The organism is Haloferula helveola (assembly GCF_037076345.1).
In the GTDB taxonomy this organism is placed as follows: domain Bacteria; phylum Verrucomicrobiota; class Verrucomicrobiia; order Verrucomicrobiales; family Akkermansiaceae; genus Haloferula; species Haloferula helveola.
The window spans coordinates 4,986,372-5,004,623 of record NZ_AP024702.1 but is presented as its reverse complement, the minus strand read 5'-3'; the positions used below and the strand labels follow the sequence as shown (position 1 = coordinate 5,004,623).

The window sequence follows — 18,252 nt, the reverse complement described above, 5'->3', positions numbered from 1 at the left end:
GCCGGCAGGTCTCCGCTTCAGCGATGATTTTCAATTCCTACACGTTCCTCCTGCTCTTCCTGCCGCTGACGCTGCTCGGCTTCCATCTGGTGGCCAAGCGCAAGGTCCGGGTCGGCTTCGCGTGGCTCGTGCTGATGAGCCTCGTCTACTACGGCTGGTGGAATCCGAATCCCGACGAGCCGTGGTCACCCTGGTGGCTTTCCCTGATCCTCGGATCGTCGGTCGCCAACTTCTTCTTCGGTCGCGCGATTTCCCGCAACCGCGGAGCCCCGCCGGGGAAAGTCACGCTGATTGTGGGGGTCGTCGCCAACCTCGGGGTGCTCGCGTGGTTCAAGTACGCCGGACTCTTCGCCAAGACCCTCGCCGCGCTCACAGGTGCCGGCCTGACCCTGCCCGACATCATCCTGCCGCTCGGGATCTCGTTCTTCACCTTCCAGCAAATCGCCTACCTCGTCGATGCCTGGCGCGGCGAGACCGAGGAGTATCACTTCACCGACTACCTCCTGTTCGTGACCTTCTTCCCGCAGCTGATCGCGGGACCGATCGTCCACCACAAGGAGATGCTGCCGCAGTTCCAGAAGGGCCGCTACAACTCGCAGCGCTGGGTCAATTTCTCCGTCGGCATCACCATCCTCATCGCCGGTCTCTTCAAGAAGGTCGTGCTCGCCGACAATTTCGCCGCCATCGCGACGCGGCTGTTCAGTCTCGCGGCGACCGGCGAGCGTGACATGACGGTCGGCGAAGCATGGGCCGCTGCGACGACCTACGGACTCCAGATCTACTTCGACTTCTCTGGCTACTCGGACATGGCGATCGGCGCCGCGCGCCTTTTCGGCATTCGCCTCCCGCTCAACTTCCACTCACCCTACAAGGCAACATCGGTGGTCGACTTCTGGCGTCGCTGGCACATGACGCTCTCCCGCTTCCTGCGCGACTACCTCTACATCGCCATCGGTGGAAACCGCTGCGGCAAGGTCCGGCGCTACGCCAACCTGATGATCACGATGGCCCTCGGCGGCCTGTGGCACGGCGCCGGCTGGACCTTCCTCCTTTGGGGCGTGCTTCACGGAATCTACCTCTGCGCCAACCACGCGTGGTTCGCGCTGCGCAAGGCCATGAACTGGCCGGCGCTGCCGAAGCCGCTGGCAATCGCGCTGACTTTCATCGCGGTTCTGGTCGCGTGGGTTCCCTTCCGTGCCGGCAACTTCGAACTCGGGCCGAACGGATCGACCGAAGCCGCCTTGCGGGCGACGCGCTCGGTACTGGCATCCATGTTCGGCCTCAACGGCTTTGAAGGCTGGCCGGACCGCAGCGCGATGATGGTCAAGGACAGCCACGCCATCCGCGCGGTCCTCTGCGTGTTGCTCGTGTGGTTGCTGCCGAACACCCAGCAGTGGATGCGCCGCTACCAACCGGCGCTCGGCGTCGGATCGATGCCCGGCGGCATGCTCGGCCAGCGCCGCTGGTGGCAATGGCGCCCGACCCCGATGTGGGCGATCTTCCTGATCCTGCTGCTTGCCGGCACGATCTACCAATTCGACAAGCTCAGTGAGTTCATCTACTTCCAGTTCTGATCGATGACCCGGTTTCCCCAGAAGGCCTACCGCCGCTTCGTGCTGACGATCGTCGGATTCGTCGCGGTCGTTGTGGTCGGCTTCACGGCGCTGAATACCTGGATCAATCCGCTCTGGGTCACGCCTACCCCGTGGACCGACACCGGCTTCGCCGAGTGGCGTCCCGTCTATCGCCACCAGCGGACAGCCAAGGCAGGCATGGTCCGCGCCGAAGACTGGCAGGCCGCGTTCTTCGGATCGTCACGCATCGATATCGCGCTCGACCCCGCCCTGCCCGAGTGGGGCGACACAAAGGCGGTGAATCTCGCGGTCAGCGCCGGCACCCTTCCGGAAACGTCGGGCATTCTCCACTACGCGATCGAGCGTGACCCGCTCGAACTGGCCATCGTCGGAATCGACCTCGGTGACCTTATGGGCGCCGGATCCGGCATCCGCACGACCGGTTACATGGAGTCGCCGTTCAATGAGAAGGGTGACCCGTTCGAGCGAGAGCTCCGCTACCTCGCCGGTATCTCAACGTTCGAGAGCTCGATCCGCGCGATGGAAAACCGCGCCGAGGAGCGCCTTCCGGAATACACCACCCAAGGCCACCGGCTGCGGCATCAGGAGCCGGACAATGTCGCGAAAGTGATCTACCGCGACTCGATTCCGCACGCGATCCGTGTCGTGCGACGGCGTCGGACGCTCGAAGTTGAACCCAACCCGTGGAAGGTCGCCTGTCTCCAGCGCATCCTCGACGACACCAAGGCGAAGAAGTGCAAGTTGGTGGTGGTGATGCCACCCAACCACGCGACCTATCTGGGCGTTTATCACTACCTCAACGATGATGACCGGGTCCACAGCACCGACCGCGCCCTGATGGTCAAGATGCTCGCCGAGAGCAATGCCCGGCATCCCGACGCTCCGCCGGCCGTCATCTGGGACTTCAACGACTTCCATCCGCTCAATTGCGAACCGATCCCGACCGATGGCAGCCGGATGCACTGGTGGCTCGACGGCACCCACGCCCGCAAAGCGCTCGGCGACGTGATGCTCCACCGCATCATGGGCTGGCCGATCGATGGCGAAGGTCAGGACTACGGCATCCAACTGACCGCCGAGAATCTCGAGGACCGTTACCAGCAACTGCGTGACGGCTACGAACGTTTCAGAACCGAGCAACCGGAGCTGTGGCAGTGGATGGTCGACGCGATCTCCAACTACCAAGGCACCGACGAGTTGCGCGACGGCGAAATGGACAGCGACGCCCGCTAATCGCCGCCTCAGACCGCGCCTTCGATCTTCTCGAACACGCCTCCGCCCAGCAGCCGGCCACCCTCGTAGAAGGCGCAGATTTGCCCGGCTGCCAATGCCCGCTGGGGTTTCTCGAACTCGATCTGCACACAGTCGTCACCCAAGGGCGTGACCCTGCATGGCTCGGCCTTCGATCGATAGCGCGGCTGGGCTTCAACACGCATCGCACGGTCAAACGGCTCGTTGATGGTCGAGACACTACCAATCACCGCCTGCCGCGCGTAGAGCCCCGGTGTGACGCCTTCGTCCCAACCGAGGATGAGCCGGTTGTTCGCGAGATCCTTCCCCACAACCACATACGCCATGCCATCACGCGGTGATGCCACGCCGTGCCCCTTCCTCTGCCCGAGGGTGTAAAGGTGCAGGCCGTCGTGACGGCCGAGCACTTTCCCTTCGGTGTCGACGATATCGCCGGGCGAGTCCGGAATGTAGTGGCGGATGAAATCGCGCATCTTGATTTCACCGATGAAGCAGATCCCCTGGCTGTCTTTCTTGCCGGCGGTCGGCAGGTCATGACGACGCGCCACCTCGCGGACTTCCGGCTTCAGCATCTCGCCTGCCGGGAACATCGCGTGCGCCACCTGATGCTGGGTCATCAGCGAAAGGAAGTAACTCTGATCCTTGTTCGGATCCGCACCCTTCAGGATCGCGGCCTGCCCGTTCGAAAGCTCCCGGCGTCGCGCGTAGTGTCCCGTTGCCACCCGCTCGAACCCCTGCTCGAGCGCGTAATCGAGGAACACCCCGAACTTCATCTCGCGGTTGCACCAGACGTCTGGATTCGGAGTGATCCCGGATCGGTAGCCCTCGACGAGGTAGTCGACGATCCGCTGCTTGTACTGGTCGATCAGGTCGATCACCCGGAACTCGATCCCGAGCTTTCTCGCCACGGCGAGCGCATCATCGAGGTCCTGCTCCCACGGACAATCCCCCGGGAGACCCTCGGCGTTGATCCAGTTCTTCATGAAGGCACCGGACACCTCGTGGCCCTGCTCGATCAGCAAGGCCGCGGCGGCGGAGCTGTCCACTCCGCCGGAAAGTCCCACCAGCACCTTCGCCATGCGCCGATTCAATCGTCGCGCCACCACCTGCCAAGCGCCCATTTCCGGTTTTTGGAATTGGAAAATCGGGCATCCCGAGGCACAGGGCCTCCCTCCAACCGTGTCCAATTCCGCCCGTTCACCCCTCTCCGGCTGCGCCATTCTGATCGCCGCCGTCCTGATGCTCGTGTTCCTGATCGGTTTCTCGATCTGGACGCCCCTTCGCCAAGCCGACGAAATCGAGAAGTTCACCCAGGACAAACCGTCCCCGGTTCCCTCAGAGTCGATCGAACAGCGCGAGGACGATGCCAAGGCTCTGGTCGAGCGGCTCGAGACCTTCCGCAGTCAGCTCAGCGACGACAAAACCGAGGCCCGGATCGAACTGTCGGCCGACGACCTCAATCTGGCAGTCGCGCTTTTCGAACAGCTCGAACAGCTCCGCGGTGCCTTCCACGTCCGTGAGATCGCGGACGAGGTCCTGAAAATCGACATCTGCTACCAGCTCAACGGCCGCCCGCGGCTGACCAAGGAAGACGAAGAGGGCTTCGTCACCTCCGACCCGCGCTACCTCGTCGGGGAGCTGATCGCGACACCCCAGCTCGGCAAGCGCGAGCTCGCCCTCCGCGTCGAAGACCTCAACGTCGAAGACGCCGAGGTGGCAGAGGGTTTCATGGGGCACTTCTCGACGCTCCGGATTTTCGAACAATCGATGCAGGACCCGGCGGTCGGGCCACCGATGGCCAAGCTGACTCGCGCCGAGATCGATGGCGACAAGCTGGTGCTCGCCCGGATTCCGGGCGAAGCGGTCCCGGAAACGGTCAGTGACGAGGAATTTCGTGAAGGTGGCGGCAAGATCGCCATTTTCCTCGGCGCCGCGATGCTCGTTTTCCTGATTTTGGCCGGAACTTTGCTGTTTGTTGGCTACAAGGCCCAGCTTCGGAAAATCGCCGAGGAATCGGACACGAAAAGCGGGTCAACCGACGCTTGAGGCCTGAGTAAAAGAAATCGGCCCAATCGCCGTATTCCCAGTCCCAACGTATGAAAACCACTGTCACCCGCTCCGCCCTGCTTGGCCTTGCCCTCGCTGGCACCCTTTGCGCCCAGCAAAACTCGGCCTCACCCTCCGCTGCGACCACCCCACCGGTGGAAATCAAGGTCGAGAAGAAGGCCGACGAAAAGAAGCCTGCCAAGAAGGCCCCGAAATCGGCCGAAGCTCCGAAAAAGGAGGCCAAGACCGACAAGCCGGCCCCGAAGAAGAACCGTGAGGAGCAGATGAAAGAGGAGCAGGCCCGCCTGGCCCTCGAAAACGCCCTCGCTGACGAGCGGGTCAAGAAGGAGACTGCCAAGCTGCGTTCCGAAGTCGCCCGCCTGAAGGCCGAAAAGGAACTCATCGCCGAGCGGATGTCGTTCGCCGCGATGAAGCGCAAGGCGGATGACGAAGCCCAGGCCGCCAAAATGGAGGTCGAAGCCGCACGCCTCGCCCGCGAAGCGAACATCGCCAAGGCCCGCGCCGAGATGCTCACCAATGAACTCAAGGCCGTCCAGGCCGAGAGCGGCATCGAGATCACCAAACTCCAGAACCAGATTCAGGAGTTCGAGATGGCCGAGAAGCGCAAGACCTACGCCGACGCCAAGCCCGAGTACCTCAAGAAGCCGCTGAAGGCCGACGGCACGCTGGTCATTTCCGACCGCCGGATCGCGCTCAATGGCGCCATCAGCGGCTCGACCGCCGACTACATCACCGATCGGATCCACTACTTCAACAACCAGAACCGCGAGCACCCGATCTTCATCGTCATCGATGAGTCGCCGGGGGGCTCGGTCATGGCCGGCTACCGGATCCTGAAGGCGATGGAAGCCAGCGACGCCCCGATCCATGTCGTGGTGAAATCGTTCGCCGCCTCGATGGCCGCCGCCATCACCACCCTCGCCGAGGAGTCCTACTGCTATCCGAACGCGGTGATGCTTCACCACCAAATCAGTGCGACGGTGTTCGGCCGCCTCAACCTGACCCAGCAGGAGGAATTCCTGAAGGAAAGCCAGCGCTGGTGGGAACGCCTCGCAACCCCGATCGCCGACAAGATGGGCATCACCAAGGAGGAGTTCATCAAGAAGATGTATGCCCAGTCGACCAGCGGTGACTGGAGCGAGTTCGGTGTCGAGGCCCAGAAGCTCAAGTGGGTGAACCACATCGTGCAGGGCATCGACGAGACGTCCTTCCTCCGCAGCCCGGATGCCGCCCGCAGCGCTCCCGCCGCGACTCCCACCGCCTCGGTTCAGACCGGCCCCCCGGTCATGGAGGCGACGCTCGACGAGGACGGACGCCCGGTGATGTACCTCCCGCGCATCAACCCGAAAGACGTCTACTTCATCTACAATCCGGACGGCTACTACCGCCTCCGCTGAATGCGGTCCGACTTTCCCACGGCGGAGCCCTTACCGGGCTCCGCCGTTTTTGCGTACCCGTCCGGTGATCCGAAAAGATTCGCCGAACGACCCCTTGAATAGTTAAGAAATGTTGATAATTTGGATACGTAACGTTGTTTACCATCCCATGAGCACCCACACCCTTGACCAGAACGCCCCCATCGATCTCGACACTCCGGAAAGCGATCCCGCCGCCAAGACACGCCGCTGGTGGAATCCCTTCACCCGCAGCGACCGTCCCCGTCGGCAGTGGCTGGGCAAGCGCCGCCGCCTGATGGAGGATCTTCGGGCCGAGCACAATCGTCTGGTCGAGACCCTTGAGAAGCTCAACGAGCGGCTGGATGCATCCGAGAGTTCGTCGTCGCCATCGATGGAAATCGATCCGATGCCGGTGATTCGCGGGATCGAGGACATCAGCAAGGGACAGAAGGAGATTTCCATGGGGCTGTCCTCGCTCAACGAACACATGGAGCGCTCGGAGAAGGTCAGCGACCGCCTGACGAACTCGATCGATCACGTGGACCAGACGCTGGAAGGCGTTCGCAAGAGCCAGACCGATACCGCCGGCGCCGTTGCCCGGGTCGGTGAGCGCATGGAGGACGTGACCGCACGCTTCGAGTCGCTGTTCGATCGCATGGCGGAGTCCGAGAAGGAAATGGCCCGCGACTACCAAAAGCTCCAGCAGCGTACGCTCGTCGCCGTCGCCGGCATCGCCGCCACCGTGGTTTTGGTGCTGGCTCTCTTCATGACCGCGCCTTGGGCCTAACCCGCGACCGACATCAGGGAGTGCTCACCCTGACGAAAAGTCGCTGCGGCGGATCACCGGGAAGACTGGCGGACGGAATCAGTGCCTGCGTGGACTGCGCGGGCCAGTCCGACGCCTCAACCCTGCCCGCGTCCGTCCAGGTGCCAAAGTCGGTCGACCAAGAGATCGCGTAGACCCGCCCCGGAATCGAACGGAAGTTCACCACCGCTCCCTCACCGGGTGACGGGGTAACCTCGATCACCTCGAACCGGCTCTCCCGGTCGGTCGGATCGGTTCCGGCCTCAAGCTCTTCCGCATCGGTCGCTCCGTCGCCATCCGAATCACCGGGACCGAGCTCGGAGAGATCGTCGACGTAGACCAGCTCCCACGAGTCGGGAAGCAGATCACCGTCCTCATCCTCGTTGCCGCCGAATCCGATCGACAACGAGAACAGATAGCTGCGAGGCCCTTGGGATGCCCCGTAGGGATGCGGCACGATCGGTGCTTGGCCGAGTTCCAAGGTTGCACCCACATGGTCCGGGAAGTGGTAACGGTAGTAGTTGGTCGATCCCCCTTCGACGTAGGCCATCGACCCTTGCGAGTCTCCTCCGGATCCATCGGCGAACGAGTCGACGAAGCCCGCCGCCACCGTTTCTCCCGGTGCGACCGAAATCAGCGAGGTGGAGCCTGTGAACGGAACATCATTCAGCCCGACTGCGTAAACCACCTGCGACTCGCCGACCGCGATCACGGTGAAATCATCCGGACCGTTGACCCGAACGACGAAGGGCGTGAGTGGATCGGTCACGCGGGTCGTCCGGAAACGGAAACGGTCCACGCTCACCTTCAGGGTCTCTGACGTATTGTTGGTAAAGGTGTCGCTCAGGTTGATGACGAAGTTCGAAGGGGCTCCGTCCGCCGCTTGGAACCCGGGATACTCGGTTCCAACACCGAGTTGCAGCGATGTGACCGCGTAATCGATCGAGAACCGGTAGTCGCGGTTCTGGTTCGTGAGCAGGTTGCCGCCTGGATCCGGCGCCAGCCCGACGGCCACCGAACCCGCATCCGATTCATCCGGTCCGCCGCCGTGCCAAACCTCGGAACCGCCATCGCTCCAAACCACCACTTCGCCTCCCGATCCACCACTTCCGTCCACAATCGCATCAAGGAATCCGGCGGCGAGCACCTCACCCGGCTGCAACACGACCTCATCTGCAATATCGGAGAACGGATACTCGTTCGCACCAATCGCATACCCGCTCCGACTCGTTCCGACCGCCAACACGGTGAAGTCGTTGTCGCCGTTCACCCGCACCACGAACGGCGTGACCGGATCGCCGGAGACCGACGCCTCGAACTGAAAGTCGCCGAGCGAAACAATGATCGGAGCACCGCTGGTGTTGGTGTAGGTCGAGCTCTCGTCGATCACGATGTTCGTCTGCCATGCATCACTCCCGGCAACTCCGGTCGAAGTGACATTACCCATCGCACCACCCTCGTAGAAACTTTGGGCATTGGTGCAAGCATCGGGCGTCATCCCGAGGATCCAAGCGGCTAACTCGACCACGGCTTCGTCGTCGATCCGACCTTTGGCAAGCGGCGGCATCGAGATACTGGGATCCATGGAGTGCACCCGCTGGAACAGGACCGAATTCTCGAGGCTTCCGGGCTTCACCACCGCGGGCGCATCGAGCCCGAGCGACTCGATCACGGGGCCACAAAGGATTCCCTGATTCTCCAGAGGAGTCGTGAGGCGCGCGTCGAAGAAGGCACGCGAGCTCCCGGAAGGCTGGTGGCAATGGGAACAGTTGCTGTCGAGGTAGGATCGCACCCGGTGGGTCAGGTCGACCGAGCCATCATCAAACCCCGCCGACGTCAGCGCTCCGACAAGATCTTCCTCTTTGATGACTTCCTCAATGAATCCCGCCGCGCTCAGAGCCTCGATCTGGTTGCCGACAAGACCGGATGGATACTCGATACTCGCATTCAGCTGTCGCGTGCGGAAACCCAACACCGAGCCGGCCGCCGTAGTGTGGCAGAGCATGCACTGGTTTCTTGCCGGGTAGAGGTAGGGAAACGTCTCACCCTCCAGTGTGAGCATCTCCTCCCCGCCTTCCTCAAGCAGGTCCGCCTCCAGTCCGTCGGGACGCCACCGGTAGGTCACTCCACCCCAGCCATCGACACCGTGCACCATCACCCGGGTTTCCAACGGCGCTCCATCGTCGGGGCGTTCGAAGTGCTTCACGAACACGGTTCCGAACGGGAATTGCCAGGACTGGTTCTCGCTGTAGGTGATCCGCTCTGACGCGTCGCTCGGCACCCCGTCGTTGGGAATCATCACCCAGCGCTTCTTTGAAACTCCCGCACTCCAGAGAGGTGCATTGACCTCGTAAGGGATCATCGAATCCGCAGGGACGAGGTTCTCAAGGTCGGTGAAAAGACCGGTCTCGGAAAGCAGTGCCGGATATTCCCACTCAAGCGTCGAAGCGGTTCCCGCCGGCTGAATCCGGGAAATCAAACCTCCGCCTGTGACACCGCCGCCCATCTGCAGAACCAGAGGCTCCCCGGAAGAGTCGACTCCGAAGGAGCTGAGCCCCACCCAGATCACTCCCTCGCGGGCCGTCCCCACTTCCTCAACGGCGATCTCGGTCACCACCCCGCCGGTGTCGTCGTATTCTAGCGAGTAGATTTTCTGCGTACCGTTGTCGCCGAACAGGTACTTGCCCTGCAGCTCCGGCATGGCGACGCCGCGGTAAACCATGCCGCCGATGATGCATGTTCCGGTTCCGTGGTCATACTCGTGAACCGGACCGCGCTCGGTGCCGATGATCGGCGACGGCACACTTCCGAAGCCGGTGATGCTGCCTTCCTTGTAACGCCACTGGAAGTTCAGGCCGACCGTCCCACTGGGACCGTCGAGCACATCCACCTCCTCGATGGTATTCGCTCCGACGTCACCGATCCAAAACCGGTCTTCCACAGAATCGTAACTCATCCGGTGCGGCTCCCGCAATCCGATGGCATAGAATTCCTCAAGCGCATCGGCCTCCGGATCAATCATCGGATCGAAGCCGGCATCCACCCAAGGATTGTCACTGGGAATGTAGTAGTTCTGCGTGTAGGAATCGTGGGAAGGCGACGCCTTCGCCGGCTGCCGACGAATCGGATGCGAAACCGAGCCACCGGTTTCGTCCACATCGATCCGCCAGACCCCCGAGCGTGGCCGGTCGTCGATCTTCTGGACATGCGGGCCGGCGTCCTCGCTGGCGGTTCCTTCGTCGCCAAAGGTGATATAGAGAAACCCTTCCGGCCCGAAGACGAGGCTGCCTCCGTCGTGTCCCTTCACCGTGTCGTATTGCTGGATCAGGATCTCCTCGCGCGGCAGCGGCCCTCCGCCATCGAGCTCGAAGGCGCCGGTCATCTCATCCCAGAAGAACCGACTCACCCGCTGGAAATACGGTGGGCTCGCTCCCGGCGAATCTGTCGGATGATTGAGGTAGAAGACATACAACTCATCCTTCCCCGCTCCGGTGCCGAACAATGGGTGAAAGGCGCACGACATCACCCCGCCATGCTTGTGGGCGAGAATGTCCGGCGGATCCGAGCCGCTGTCCCAGTTCATGTACCAAGCGCGGTCCTGGATATCGAGCACCAGCTGCTTGGTCTTCGTGGCGTCATCGTCCGCCACCCGGTAAAACCGGCCGTCCATCTCGACGACCATCAACTCACCCGGGGCTCCCGGCCAAGGCCGGGCGTCGATGGGAGAATCCCAGGCAAGATTTGGGAACGCCGGCACGATCTCATAGCCCGTCGGCACGATCGAGGAGTTCGGCAAGACACCATCGGCATAGGGCCCGACCGGCACCGCCCCACCAAACGCCGCGAATCCTTCCGAGTAGGGCCGCAGGGAGGTCTCCGTCGTGCCGGGGAAGTCCACGGGCACGGTCGACGGCGGAACGTCTCCCGCCAGCCACTTGATCGCCCGGACAAAAATCTCTTGGAACGCCGCGCAACGCATCCCCTCCGGCTCGTCTTCGAAGTCGAAGATGTGCCCGAAGGTCGACGCGTAGACGCGACCGGTTCCGTAATCAACGGTCCACTCGATCGGCCAGTTCTGCGCAGGATCACCCACAGGCGGATCGGGGTCGGTGGCGTAGGAAAGAATGCTCAGGTTGGCAGCCGGACCGCGAGGATAGCGGACAACCTCGAGATTCGCCGCCATCCACGACACCGGAAGACCCGCGTGGATCGGATGACTGCCGAGCCGTGTGACCAGAGAGTCCGTCTGAGCGCCGTGGGCGGTCGCACCTCCGGTTCCCGGAGCGTGGAAGATCAGACTCCCATCTCCCGCAATCTCGACCGCGGTCCCCGGCTGCCCGAACTCCGTGCTGAGTCCGATCATCGACTGATACTCCGTCCAGTTCGGAAATCCCTGCAGCGCTTCGTGGAAAACCATCAAGCCGCCGCCGCCATTGACGAACCCCACCAGCGCCGTCTTCACAGCGGCAGGCCAATCGGGTGAACCATTGTCCCCACGGTAGCCGGAAATCACGACATCGTAGCTCGCAAAATCGGGCTCCCACGTCGCCCATCCCGGATCACCCGCATCGGCGGGCGGCACCGTGACGTCCATCGAAATGCCGCCGTCTCGCGAGACGATCGATTCGAGAATCGAGATTCGACGCTCCCAGTCGTGATTGCTCGCACCTTCAATGAGAAGCACACGAATCTCCGCCTGTGCGAAGCCGGTGACCAGCAAGGCACAGATCAGTCGGGACAGCCGACGAATCCAAAGGGACATGGGTGGGAGGGGGGTGACGCGGAATAGGCAGCAGCATTTATGCCGCCCGGCGGGGGGACGATATCCCAACCTCGGCAATCTGCCAACTCCCCCACCTCACGCGATCGCGTGCCCCTGCGGGCACTCCCCCACCCGTCAACCCCGCTCCAGAAGCGACTTCCCGGTCATTTCGGAAGGCTGCGCCACGCCCATCATATCAAGCAGGGTCGGGGCGACATCCGCAAGGATCCCGTCCCGAACCGAGACACCTTCCGCGTCGTCAGCAACGTAGAACGCGTGGACCAGATTGGTCGTGTGGGCGGTGTTCGGCGAGCCGTCGGCATTGACCATGAACTCGCAGTTCCCGTGATCGGCGGTAATCAGCAGCTTGCCACCGAGTCTCAGGGTTTCCTCGACGACGGCCTTCACGCCGGCATCGATCTTTTCGCACGCCGCGATCGCCGCTTCGACGACACCGGTGTGACCGACCATGTCCGGGTTGGCGAAGTTGAGGATCACCATGTCGTAATCCTTCAGCTTCGACACGACCGTCTCCGTGACCTCGTCCGCGCTCATTTCGGGCTTCAGGTCATACGTGGCAACATCCTTCGGTGACGGAATGATCACACGGTCCTCGCCCTTGAAACTCTTCTCGACGCCTCCGTTGAAGAAGTAGGTGACGTGCGGATACTTCTCGGTCTCCGCGATCCGCAGCTGCTGCTTGCCCTTTGCGGAAACGACCTCGCCAAGAACCTTCTCAAGTTCCTCCGGAGGGAAGATGACATCGCAGTCGTACTCGGCGTCGTACTCGGTGAGCGTGACGTAGTTCACGTTCGGACGACGTCCTGCCTTGAAATCGGTAAAGCGTCCCTGGTGCAGGAAAACCTCAGAGAGCTGCCGCGCGCGGTCGGCGCGGAAGTTGAAGAACAGCACGACATCGCCACTGCGGATCCGTTGCTTGTTGGCTTCGCCGAAGACCATCGGCAGCAGGAACTCGTCCGTCTTGTCCGCAGCGTACATCTCGGCAACCGCCTCGGAAGCGAGCACTTCCTTATCCTCGCCCTTGCCATGGACGATCGCGTCCCATGCCAGCTTCACACGCTCCCATCGCTTGTCGCGGTCCATCGCGTAGTAGCGACCGACCACCGTCACGATCCGGCCCCCGAACTTGGCGATGCGGTCCTCGACTTCCGAAATGTATCCGGCTCCGGCGGTCGGCGAAGTGTCACGGCCATCGGTGATCGCGTGAACGAGAATGTCCTTCACTCCGGCGCGGTTCGCCATTTCCACCATCGCGCAAAGATGGTCCTGATGACTGTGAACTCCGCCATCCGACACGAGTCCGATGAAGTGAAGCCGCTTGCCGCGCGCCTTGGCCGCTTTCATCGCGGCTTGGAAAGTCTCGTTGCTCTCGAGACTGCCGTCCTCGATCGCCTTGTTGATCCGCGTCAGGTCCTGATACACGATCCGGCCCGCACCGAGATTCAGGTGCCCGACCTCGGAATTGCCCATCTGTCCGTCAGGCAAACCGACATCCATCCCGGAGGCACTGAGGAAACCCTTGGGATACTTGCCCATCATGTCGTCGTGAAACGGGGTATCCGCGAGCAAGGTCGCGTTGCCGTCCTTCTCGGCCGTTTCCTTGCCACCTGGATTCACACCCCAGCCGTCGCGAATGATGAGCACCACCGGTTTCTTTGCCATGACGCGCCGCGTTTAACCCCCACCCGTGCCGAGGTCCAGTGACAAGCCGTTCAAATGCCGCATCCGTCCCTGACACGATGCGCTGATACATCGCCCGTCCGCCGACGTTTCCTCACCCATGAAATCCATCCTCCTGCTGCTCGCATCCGCCGCCGTCTCCGCCGCGACCCCGGTCCTGATCGGCACCCGGACCAACGGTGAGTCGAAAGGCATCTACGCCGCCGATTTCGACGATTCGACGGGCAAGCTGTCCGACGTCCGGTTGGTCGCCTTGGCGCAGAACCCCGGATTTCTCGCCCTCCACCCGGACAAGCCGGTGGTTTACGCGACCGGCAAGAACGCCGCCGCGGCCTACAGCTACGGGAAAGACGGATCCCTCAAGCTGCTGAATAGCTTCTCGACCCAAGGAACCAATCCTTGCCACCTCGAAGTGGATCCCGGCGGCAAGCTCCTTGCCGTGGCCAACTACGGAGACGGCACGCTTTCGTGGTTCCCACTCGCAGAGAATGGCTCGCTCAAGAAGCTGGGCGCTGTGATCCAGTTCGAGGGATCGAGCGCGCACCCCCAGCGGCAAACCGCACCGCATGCCCACGGAGCTCACTTTCTCGGCGATCTTCTCGCGGTCCCGGACCTCGGCACCGACCGGGTGATGCTATATCGGACCGACGGCGATTCCGGACTGAAACCGTCCGAGCCGGCTTTCGTTAAAGCCCAACCTGGCGACGGCCCGCGGCACCTGACCTTCTCGCCTGACGGCAAGTTCGCCTTCGCCATCCACGAGCTCTCGTCCGTGGCCGAAGCGTATCGAGTGGATGGCGGCAAGCTCACCAGCACCAGCCGGTCATCCACACTCCCTGACGACTGGGAAGGTCAGAACACCACCGCCGAGATCGAGGTCGACCCGACAGGCAAGTGGGTCCTTGCGTCAAACCGAGGCCACGACTCGATCGTGGTGTTCCGCTTTGACGCCGAGGACGGAAGCCTTGAGCGAAAGGCGATCGTGCCCGCCGGCGCGAAGATCCCCCGCCACTTCAAGATTGCCCCGGGCGGGCGTTGGGTCCTCGTAGCCGGACAGGACTCGAACGACATCCACGTTTTCGCCTTCGATCCAGAGACCGGAGAACTCAAGGGCACCGGAAACACCGTCTCGGTCCCCTCCCCGATCTGCGTGCTTTTTCTGCCCGTGGACGCCTGATTTCCGGGTTGACACCCGTCCCGCGCAGGGTATCTCCTTCCCGCCCGCTCCGGCGGTAATGCCTCGTTAGCTCAGTTGGTAGAGCAGAAGACTCTTAATCTTTTGGTCCTTGGTTCGAGTCCAAGACGGGGTACCAGCTTTTCAGACGGAAATCCCTGCAACTCAAATGGTTGCGGGGATTTCTCGTTTCGGGGGTCAGGGCACGAAGATGCGTGGAAACGCATGATTCTGTAACCAAAAGTGGTTACACTTGGTTACAGAATCTGGGAATCCGAGCCTCGTTAACTGAAACGGGCCATGGAGCAAACTCCACGAGTGCTCCGGCTGGTCTCCCCACTTCCCGCACCTCCCTCACCCCGCCCCTACCTGACCAGCTTCAGGAGCTCGTCGTAGCTGTCGACTTTATCGTATTTTACTTGGTCGGTGGAGATCTTGGCGAAGAACTTCCGGGCACAGTCGATCTTCGATTCTTCGATCGGCCGGATCTCGAGCTTGGACATCGATCCCTTGGTCTCGGCGATGAAATAGACATGCCGGACCTTGCCCGAGTCAAAGACCACCGCCCAATCGGGGTTGTAGTCGCCGACGGGGGTCGGGATGGCGAAACCACGGGGGAGCTTGGCGTAGACCACCACCTCGGCACTCGTGTCCAGCTCCTCAACGAACTCCCTCTCAACCTTGGAGTCGGTGAAGACGTAGTCGTAGATGTGATGGTTGGCCTTGTAGGCCTTTGAGAAGTCCTCCTTGGCCTTCTCCACGGCGAAGATCGTCGAATCGTAGCGCTCGTCGATCGGGTCGTAGGCGAGGTGCTCGATGATCATGGTGGCCTTCTGCTCCTTGATGAGGGTAGCGGCCTTGCTGATGAACGCCTCAGGGTTGGCCTTGAAACGGCCGAATACAGCAACGTTGATGCCCTTGAGGATGGCGGCCACGGTTCGGCGGGTCAGCTGGGTCCGCTCGGCCATCTCGCCGATCAGGTCGTAACTCACGGTCGCCCTAATGGAGCCTTTCATGTACTCCGTCTCCCGCTCCTTCACCTTGAAGCTATCGCGGGCAGCAAGGTCCTCGTGGGCGATGGTGTCCTCCTGTTCGCCGCGTACCACTTGGAACCGCAGCTCTTCGACCCGCAGGTCCTTGTCGAGAGCCTTGATGGACTTCGCGATCAGCTCATCGCTGTCAAAGTCAACGGTGTAAGCTGCCTTCCGGTTGATCTTCTCCCACAGGTCCTGGAACTCCTTCTTCTTGAAGTTCTCGTTGAGGACGTTCGGCTTGGCCTTCCGGCCGTCCTCGATGTCGGGCAGGGCGGCGTCGGAGTAAACCGAATCGACGAGCTGGAAGAGCTGGGCGGCATAGGCCCTCAACTCCTCGGGAAGCTCGGCCAACGTGCCCTCCTTCTTGGCCATGTGATAGGCCTCGGTGACATTGTCATCGTCATCGACATAATCCTGCTTCACGAGGTAGCGGTGAAGCTTGGTCGCCATAGCCGGCGTGACCTTGATCTCGCCATCCTCGGTCTTGAGGATCTTGTCGGTGAAATACTTTTCGGTTGCCTTCCGTGGTCGGTCGGAAAGGCCGTTCCTGATGTCATCCTGCAGGCCACGGACGAAGTCGTCGTAGGATTCGTTGGCGATGACCGTCAGCACGTTGATCTGATGGGCGGTCGCAGGGTTATCCATCCGCTCGCCGTGCTGGTTCACGCATAGCCGCATTCCCCGACCCACTTCCTGTCGCCGGGAGATGGTACTATCGCTGTGCTTGAGGGTGCAGATGTTGAAGACGTTCGGGTTGTCCCAACCTTCCCGCAGGGCGGAGTGGGAGAAGATGAACCGCACCTGCTTCTTCCGCCGGTCGAGGTCCGAATCGTGCGGCCCCGGAAACGACAGGAGAGTCTCCTTGTCGCGGAGAATCAGGTCGTAGGCATCCACGTCGTCCGCTGTGCCGGCGTCCTCGCCGCGTGACTTAACCGTCGGGTCAACCAGCCGCTTGCTCTTCTTATCGATGGAGAAGTAGCCGTTGTGGGTATCCGCCGCGGTGATCTCCTTGAGGAAGCGCTGGTAGGGGCTGTCCTCGAGATCCAGTTCCTCGTTGAGCGCCTGCTCGTATTCTTCCTCGAAGGCGGTGGCGTACTCGCCGCCGAGCTCGTTGCCATCGTCGTCGTACTGCTTGTACTTCGCCACCTCATCGATGAAGAAGAGGCTCAGGACCTTAATTCCCTGATCGAAGAGCTTCTTCTCGGCCTCGAAGTGAGCCCGGATGGTTTCGCGGATCTGGATCCGCCGGAGAGCGGACTCGGTGATGTCCCCGCTGACGGCTCCGACCTCCAGTTTCAGGTCGTTCCGGAACGAAATGGTGTCATGATGGGCATCAACCTCGCTGACAACGAACCCTTCGTATTGTGGGAGGCCACCAGACTGCTCCTTGAGGTTGTAGCCACTTCCGACCCGTCGCACGACTCGCTTGATCGCTCCCGATTTCAGTCTTACCTCGTGTTCGAGCCGGGCGTAGGCCTTCGGTTGGGCAGGCACGATCGCCTCGAGGAAAAGGTAGCAGTCCGTTCCGCTCAGGCCCTTCTGGGCGATACCGTGCACCCGGATCTTCTTCACCAGCTTCTGGTTGTAGGCATCGAGGGCGTCGAGGCGGTGGATCTTGTTGTGCTCGGTTTTGTGCGTGGCCGAGTAGCGGAGGATGAAGAGCGGGTTGAACTCCTTTAGGGATTCGATCGTCTTTTTCCCCTCCATCTTCTGGGGTTCGTCGAGAATCAGAATCGGATGGTTCGCCTTGATCACATCGATCGGCCTGCGGGATTGGAAATCGTCCAGCTCCTCATAGATCCGCCGGGCATCCTGACCAGTTGCATTGAAGGCCTGGACGTTGATGACCATCACGTTGATCCCCCCGTCGGAGGAGAAGCTCTCCAGCTTGTGTGGGTGCTTCGAGTCGTAGGTGAAGAAGCGGGCCTTCTTGCCGTAGTCCTGGAGGAAATGCTCGGCGGTGATTTCGAGGGACTTCTGGACCCCTTCCCGGATGGCGATGCTCGGGACCACCACGATGAACTTGCTCCAGCCGTAGCGGCGGTTCAGCTCGAACATCGACCGTAGGTAGCAGTAGGTCTTCCCGGTTCCCGTCTCCATCTCTACATCGAGGTGGAGGGACGAGGCAGCCAGGATTTCCTTCCGATATGAGGCCTTGACCGCCGACTTTTTGTTCTTCTTGCCGTCGATGACCGTAAACTCGGTCAGGGACGAGGACTGTGGCAGGTTCTGGCCCCGCTGGACCTTCTGAATGTTCTCCAGCAGCTGTCCGTCATCGAGCATGATCGGAGCGTTGCGAAAGGCCTCGGTGCCGTAGTCCATTTCCGATTGGGTCTGCTTCGCAGCCATCTTGCCGGGATCGAGCCGGTAGCCGACGCCCTCAACCTTCGGCTGGCCGGCGAAGCAATCGACCACGGCATCCACCGCAGCGGCTTGGTATTCCTTGTGCTTGAATTGGAGTTTCAT

General features: G+C 61.8%; 10 protein-coding genes and 1 tRNA gene. 7 read left to right on the top strand and 4 right to left on the bottom strand.

What is annotated here, in order from left to right:
• Window positions 1-23 precede the first annotated feature (23 nt).
• Both HAHE_RS18925 and HAHE_RS18920 read left to right on the top strand, forming a co-directional pair.
• Window positions 24-1,574 carry an MBOAT family O-acyltransferase gene (locus HAHE_RS18925; RefSeq protein ID WP_338686670.1) on the top strand — a complete coding sequence of 517 codons (1,551 nt, stop codon included), beginning with the start codon at window positions 24-26 and terminating at the stop codon, window positions 1,572-1,574.
• A gap of 3 nt (window positions 1,575-1,577) precedes the next feature.
• Window positions 1,578-2,828 (top strand): hypothetical protein, encoded by a 1,251-nt coding sequence (locus HAHE_RS18920; protein ID WP_338686668.1) that lies wholly within the window; start codon window positions 1,578-1,580, stop codon window positions 2,826-2,828.
• Between the two features lie 8 nt (window positions 2,829-2,836).
• Here HAHE_RS18920 and mnmA read toward each other — a convergent pair whose 3' ends face one another.
• Window positions 2,837-3,925 (bottom strand): tRNA 2-thiouridine(34) synthase MnmA, encoded by a 1,089-nt coding sequence (gene mnmA, locus HAHE_RS18915; RefSeq protein WP_338686666.1) that lies wholly within the window; start codon window positions 3,923-3,925, stop codon window positions 2,837-2,839.
• A gap of 100 nt (window positions 3,926-4,025) precedes the next feature.
• On the opposite strand from mnmA, the gene HAHE_RS18910 reads away from it, so the two are divergent.
• The 3 genes from HAHE_RS18910 (at window position 4,026) to HAHE_RS18900 (ending at window position 7,097) form a co-directional block, all read left to right on the top strand.
• Window positions 4,026-4,892 (top strand): hypothetical protein, encoded by an 867-nt coding sequence (locus HAHE_RS18910; RefSeq protein ID WP_338686665.1) that lies wholly within the window; start codon window positions 4,026-4,028, stop codon window positions 4,890-4,892.
• Between the two features lie 50 nt (window positions 4,893-4,942).
• On the top strand, window positions 4,943-6,310 hold the full coding sequence (locus HAHE_RS18905) for a ClpP family protease (RefSeq protein WP_338686664.1): 1,368 nt from the start codon (window positions 4,943-4,945) through the stop codon (window positions 6,308-6,310).
• Window positions 6,311-6,458: 148 nt separating this feature from the next.
• A complete protein-coding gene (locus HAHE_RS18900) occupies window positions 6,459-7,097 on the top strand; it encodes a hypothetical protein (protein ID WP_338686663.1) in 639 nt (212 codons plus the stop codon).
• 13 nt (window positions 7,098-7,110) lie between these two features.
• Here HAHE_RS18900 and HAHE_RS18895 read toward each other — a convergent pair whose 3' ends face one another.
• Window positions 7,111-11,877, bottom strand: coding sequence for a ThuA domain-containing protein (locus HAHE_RS18895; RefSeq protein ID WP_338686661.1), 4,767 nt, complete (start codon window positions 11,875-11,877; stop codon window positions 7,111-7,113).
• 135 nt (window positions 11,878-12,012) lie between these two features.
• Window positions 12,013-13,560: a 2,3-bisphosphoglycerate-independent phosphoglycerate mutase gene (gpmI, locus tag HAHE_RS18890; protein ID WP_338686659.1), complete on the bottom strand. Its 1,548-nt coding sequence runs from the start codon at window positions 13,558-13,560 to the stop codon at window positions 12,013-12,015.
• Between the two features lie 118 nt (window positions 13,561-13,678).
• Here gpmI and HAHE_RS18885 point away from each other — a divergent pair, with 118 nt between their 5' ends.
• On the top strand, window positions 13,679-14,755 hold the full coding sequence (locus tag HAHE_RS18885) for a lactonase family protein (RefSeq protein ID WP_338686657.1): 1,077 nt from the start codon (window positions 13,679-13,681) through the stop codon (window positions 14,753-14,755).
• 60 nt (window positions 14,756-14,815) lie between these two features.
• Window positions 14,816-14,891, top strand: a tRNA-Lys gene (locus tag HAHE_RS18880).
• A 226-nt stretch (window positions 14,892-15,117) separates the two neighbouring features.
• Here the strand turns inward: HAHE_RS18880 and HAHE_RS18875 are convergent.
• Window positions 15,118-18,252, bottom strand: a complete 3,135-nt coding sequence (locus HAHE_RS18875) for a type III restriction-modification system endonuclease (RefSeq protein WP_338686656.1) — start codon at window positions 18,250-18,252, stop codon at window positions 15,118-15,120.

Coding starts and splice junctions, on each gene's coding strand:
- HAHE_RS18925 (WP_338686670.1), top strand. CDS start 24: ATGATTTTCAATTCCTACACGTTCCTCCTGCTCTTCCTGCCGCTGACG.
- HAHE_RS18920 (WP_338686668.1), top strand. CDS start 1,578: ATGACCCGGTTTCCCCAGAAGGCCTACCGCCGCTTCGTGCTGACGATC.
- mnmA (WP_338686666.1), bottom strand. CDS start 3,925: ATGGCGAAGGTGCTGGTGGGACTTTCCGGCGGAGTGGACAGCTCCGCC.
- HAHE_RS18905 (WP_338686664.1), top strand. CDS start 4,943: ATGAAAACCACTGTCACCCGCTCCGCCCTGCTTGGCCTTGCCCTCGCT.
- HAHE_RS18900 (WP_338686663.1), top strand. CDS start 6,459: ATGAGCACCCACACCCTTGACCAGAACGCCCCCATCGATCTCGACACT.
- HAHE_RS18895 (WP_338686661.1), bottom strand. CDS start 11,877: ATGTCCCTTTGGATTCGTCGGCTGTCCCGACTGATCTGTGCCTTGCTG.
- gpmI (WP_338686659.1), bottom strand. CDS start 13,560: ATGGCAAAGAAACCGGTGGTGCTCATCATTCGCGACGGCTGGGGTGTG.
- HAHE_RS18885 (WP_338686657.1), top strand. CDS start 13,679: ATGAAATCCATCCTCCTGCTGCTCGCATCCGCCGCCGTCTCCGCCGCG.
- HAHE_RS18875 (WP_338686656.1), bottom strand. CDS start 18,252: ATGAAACTCCAATTCAAGCACAAGGAATACCAAGCCGCTGCGGTGGAT.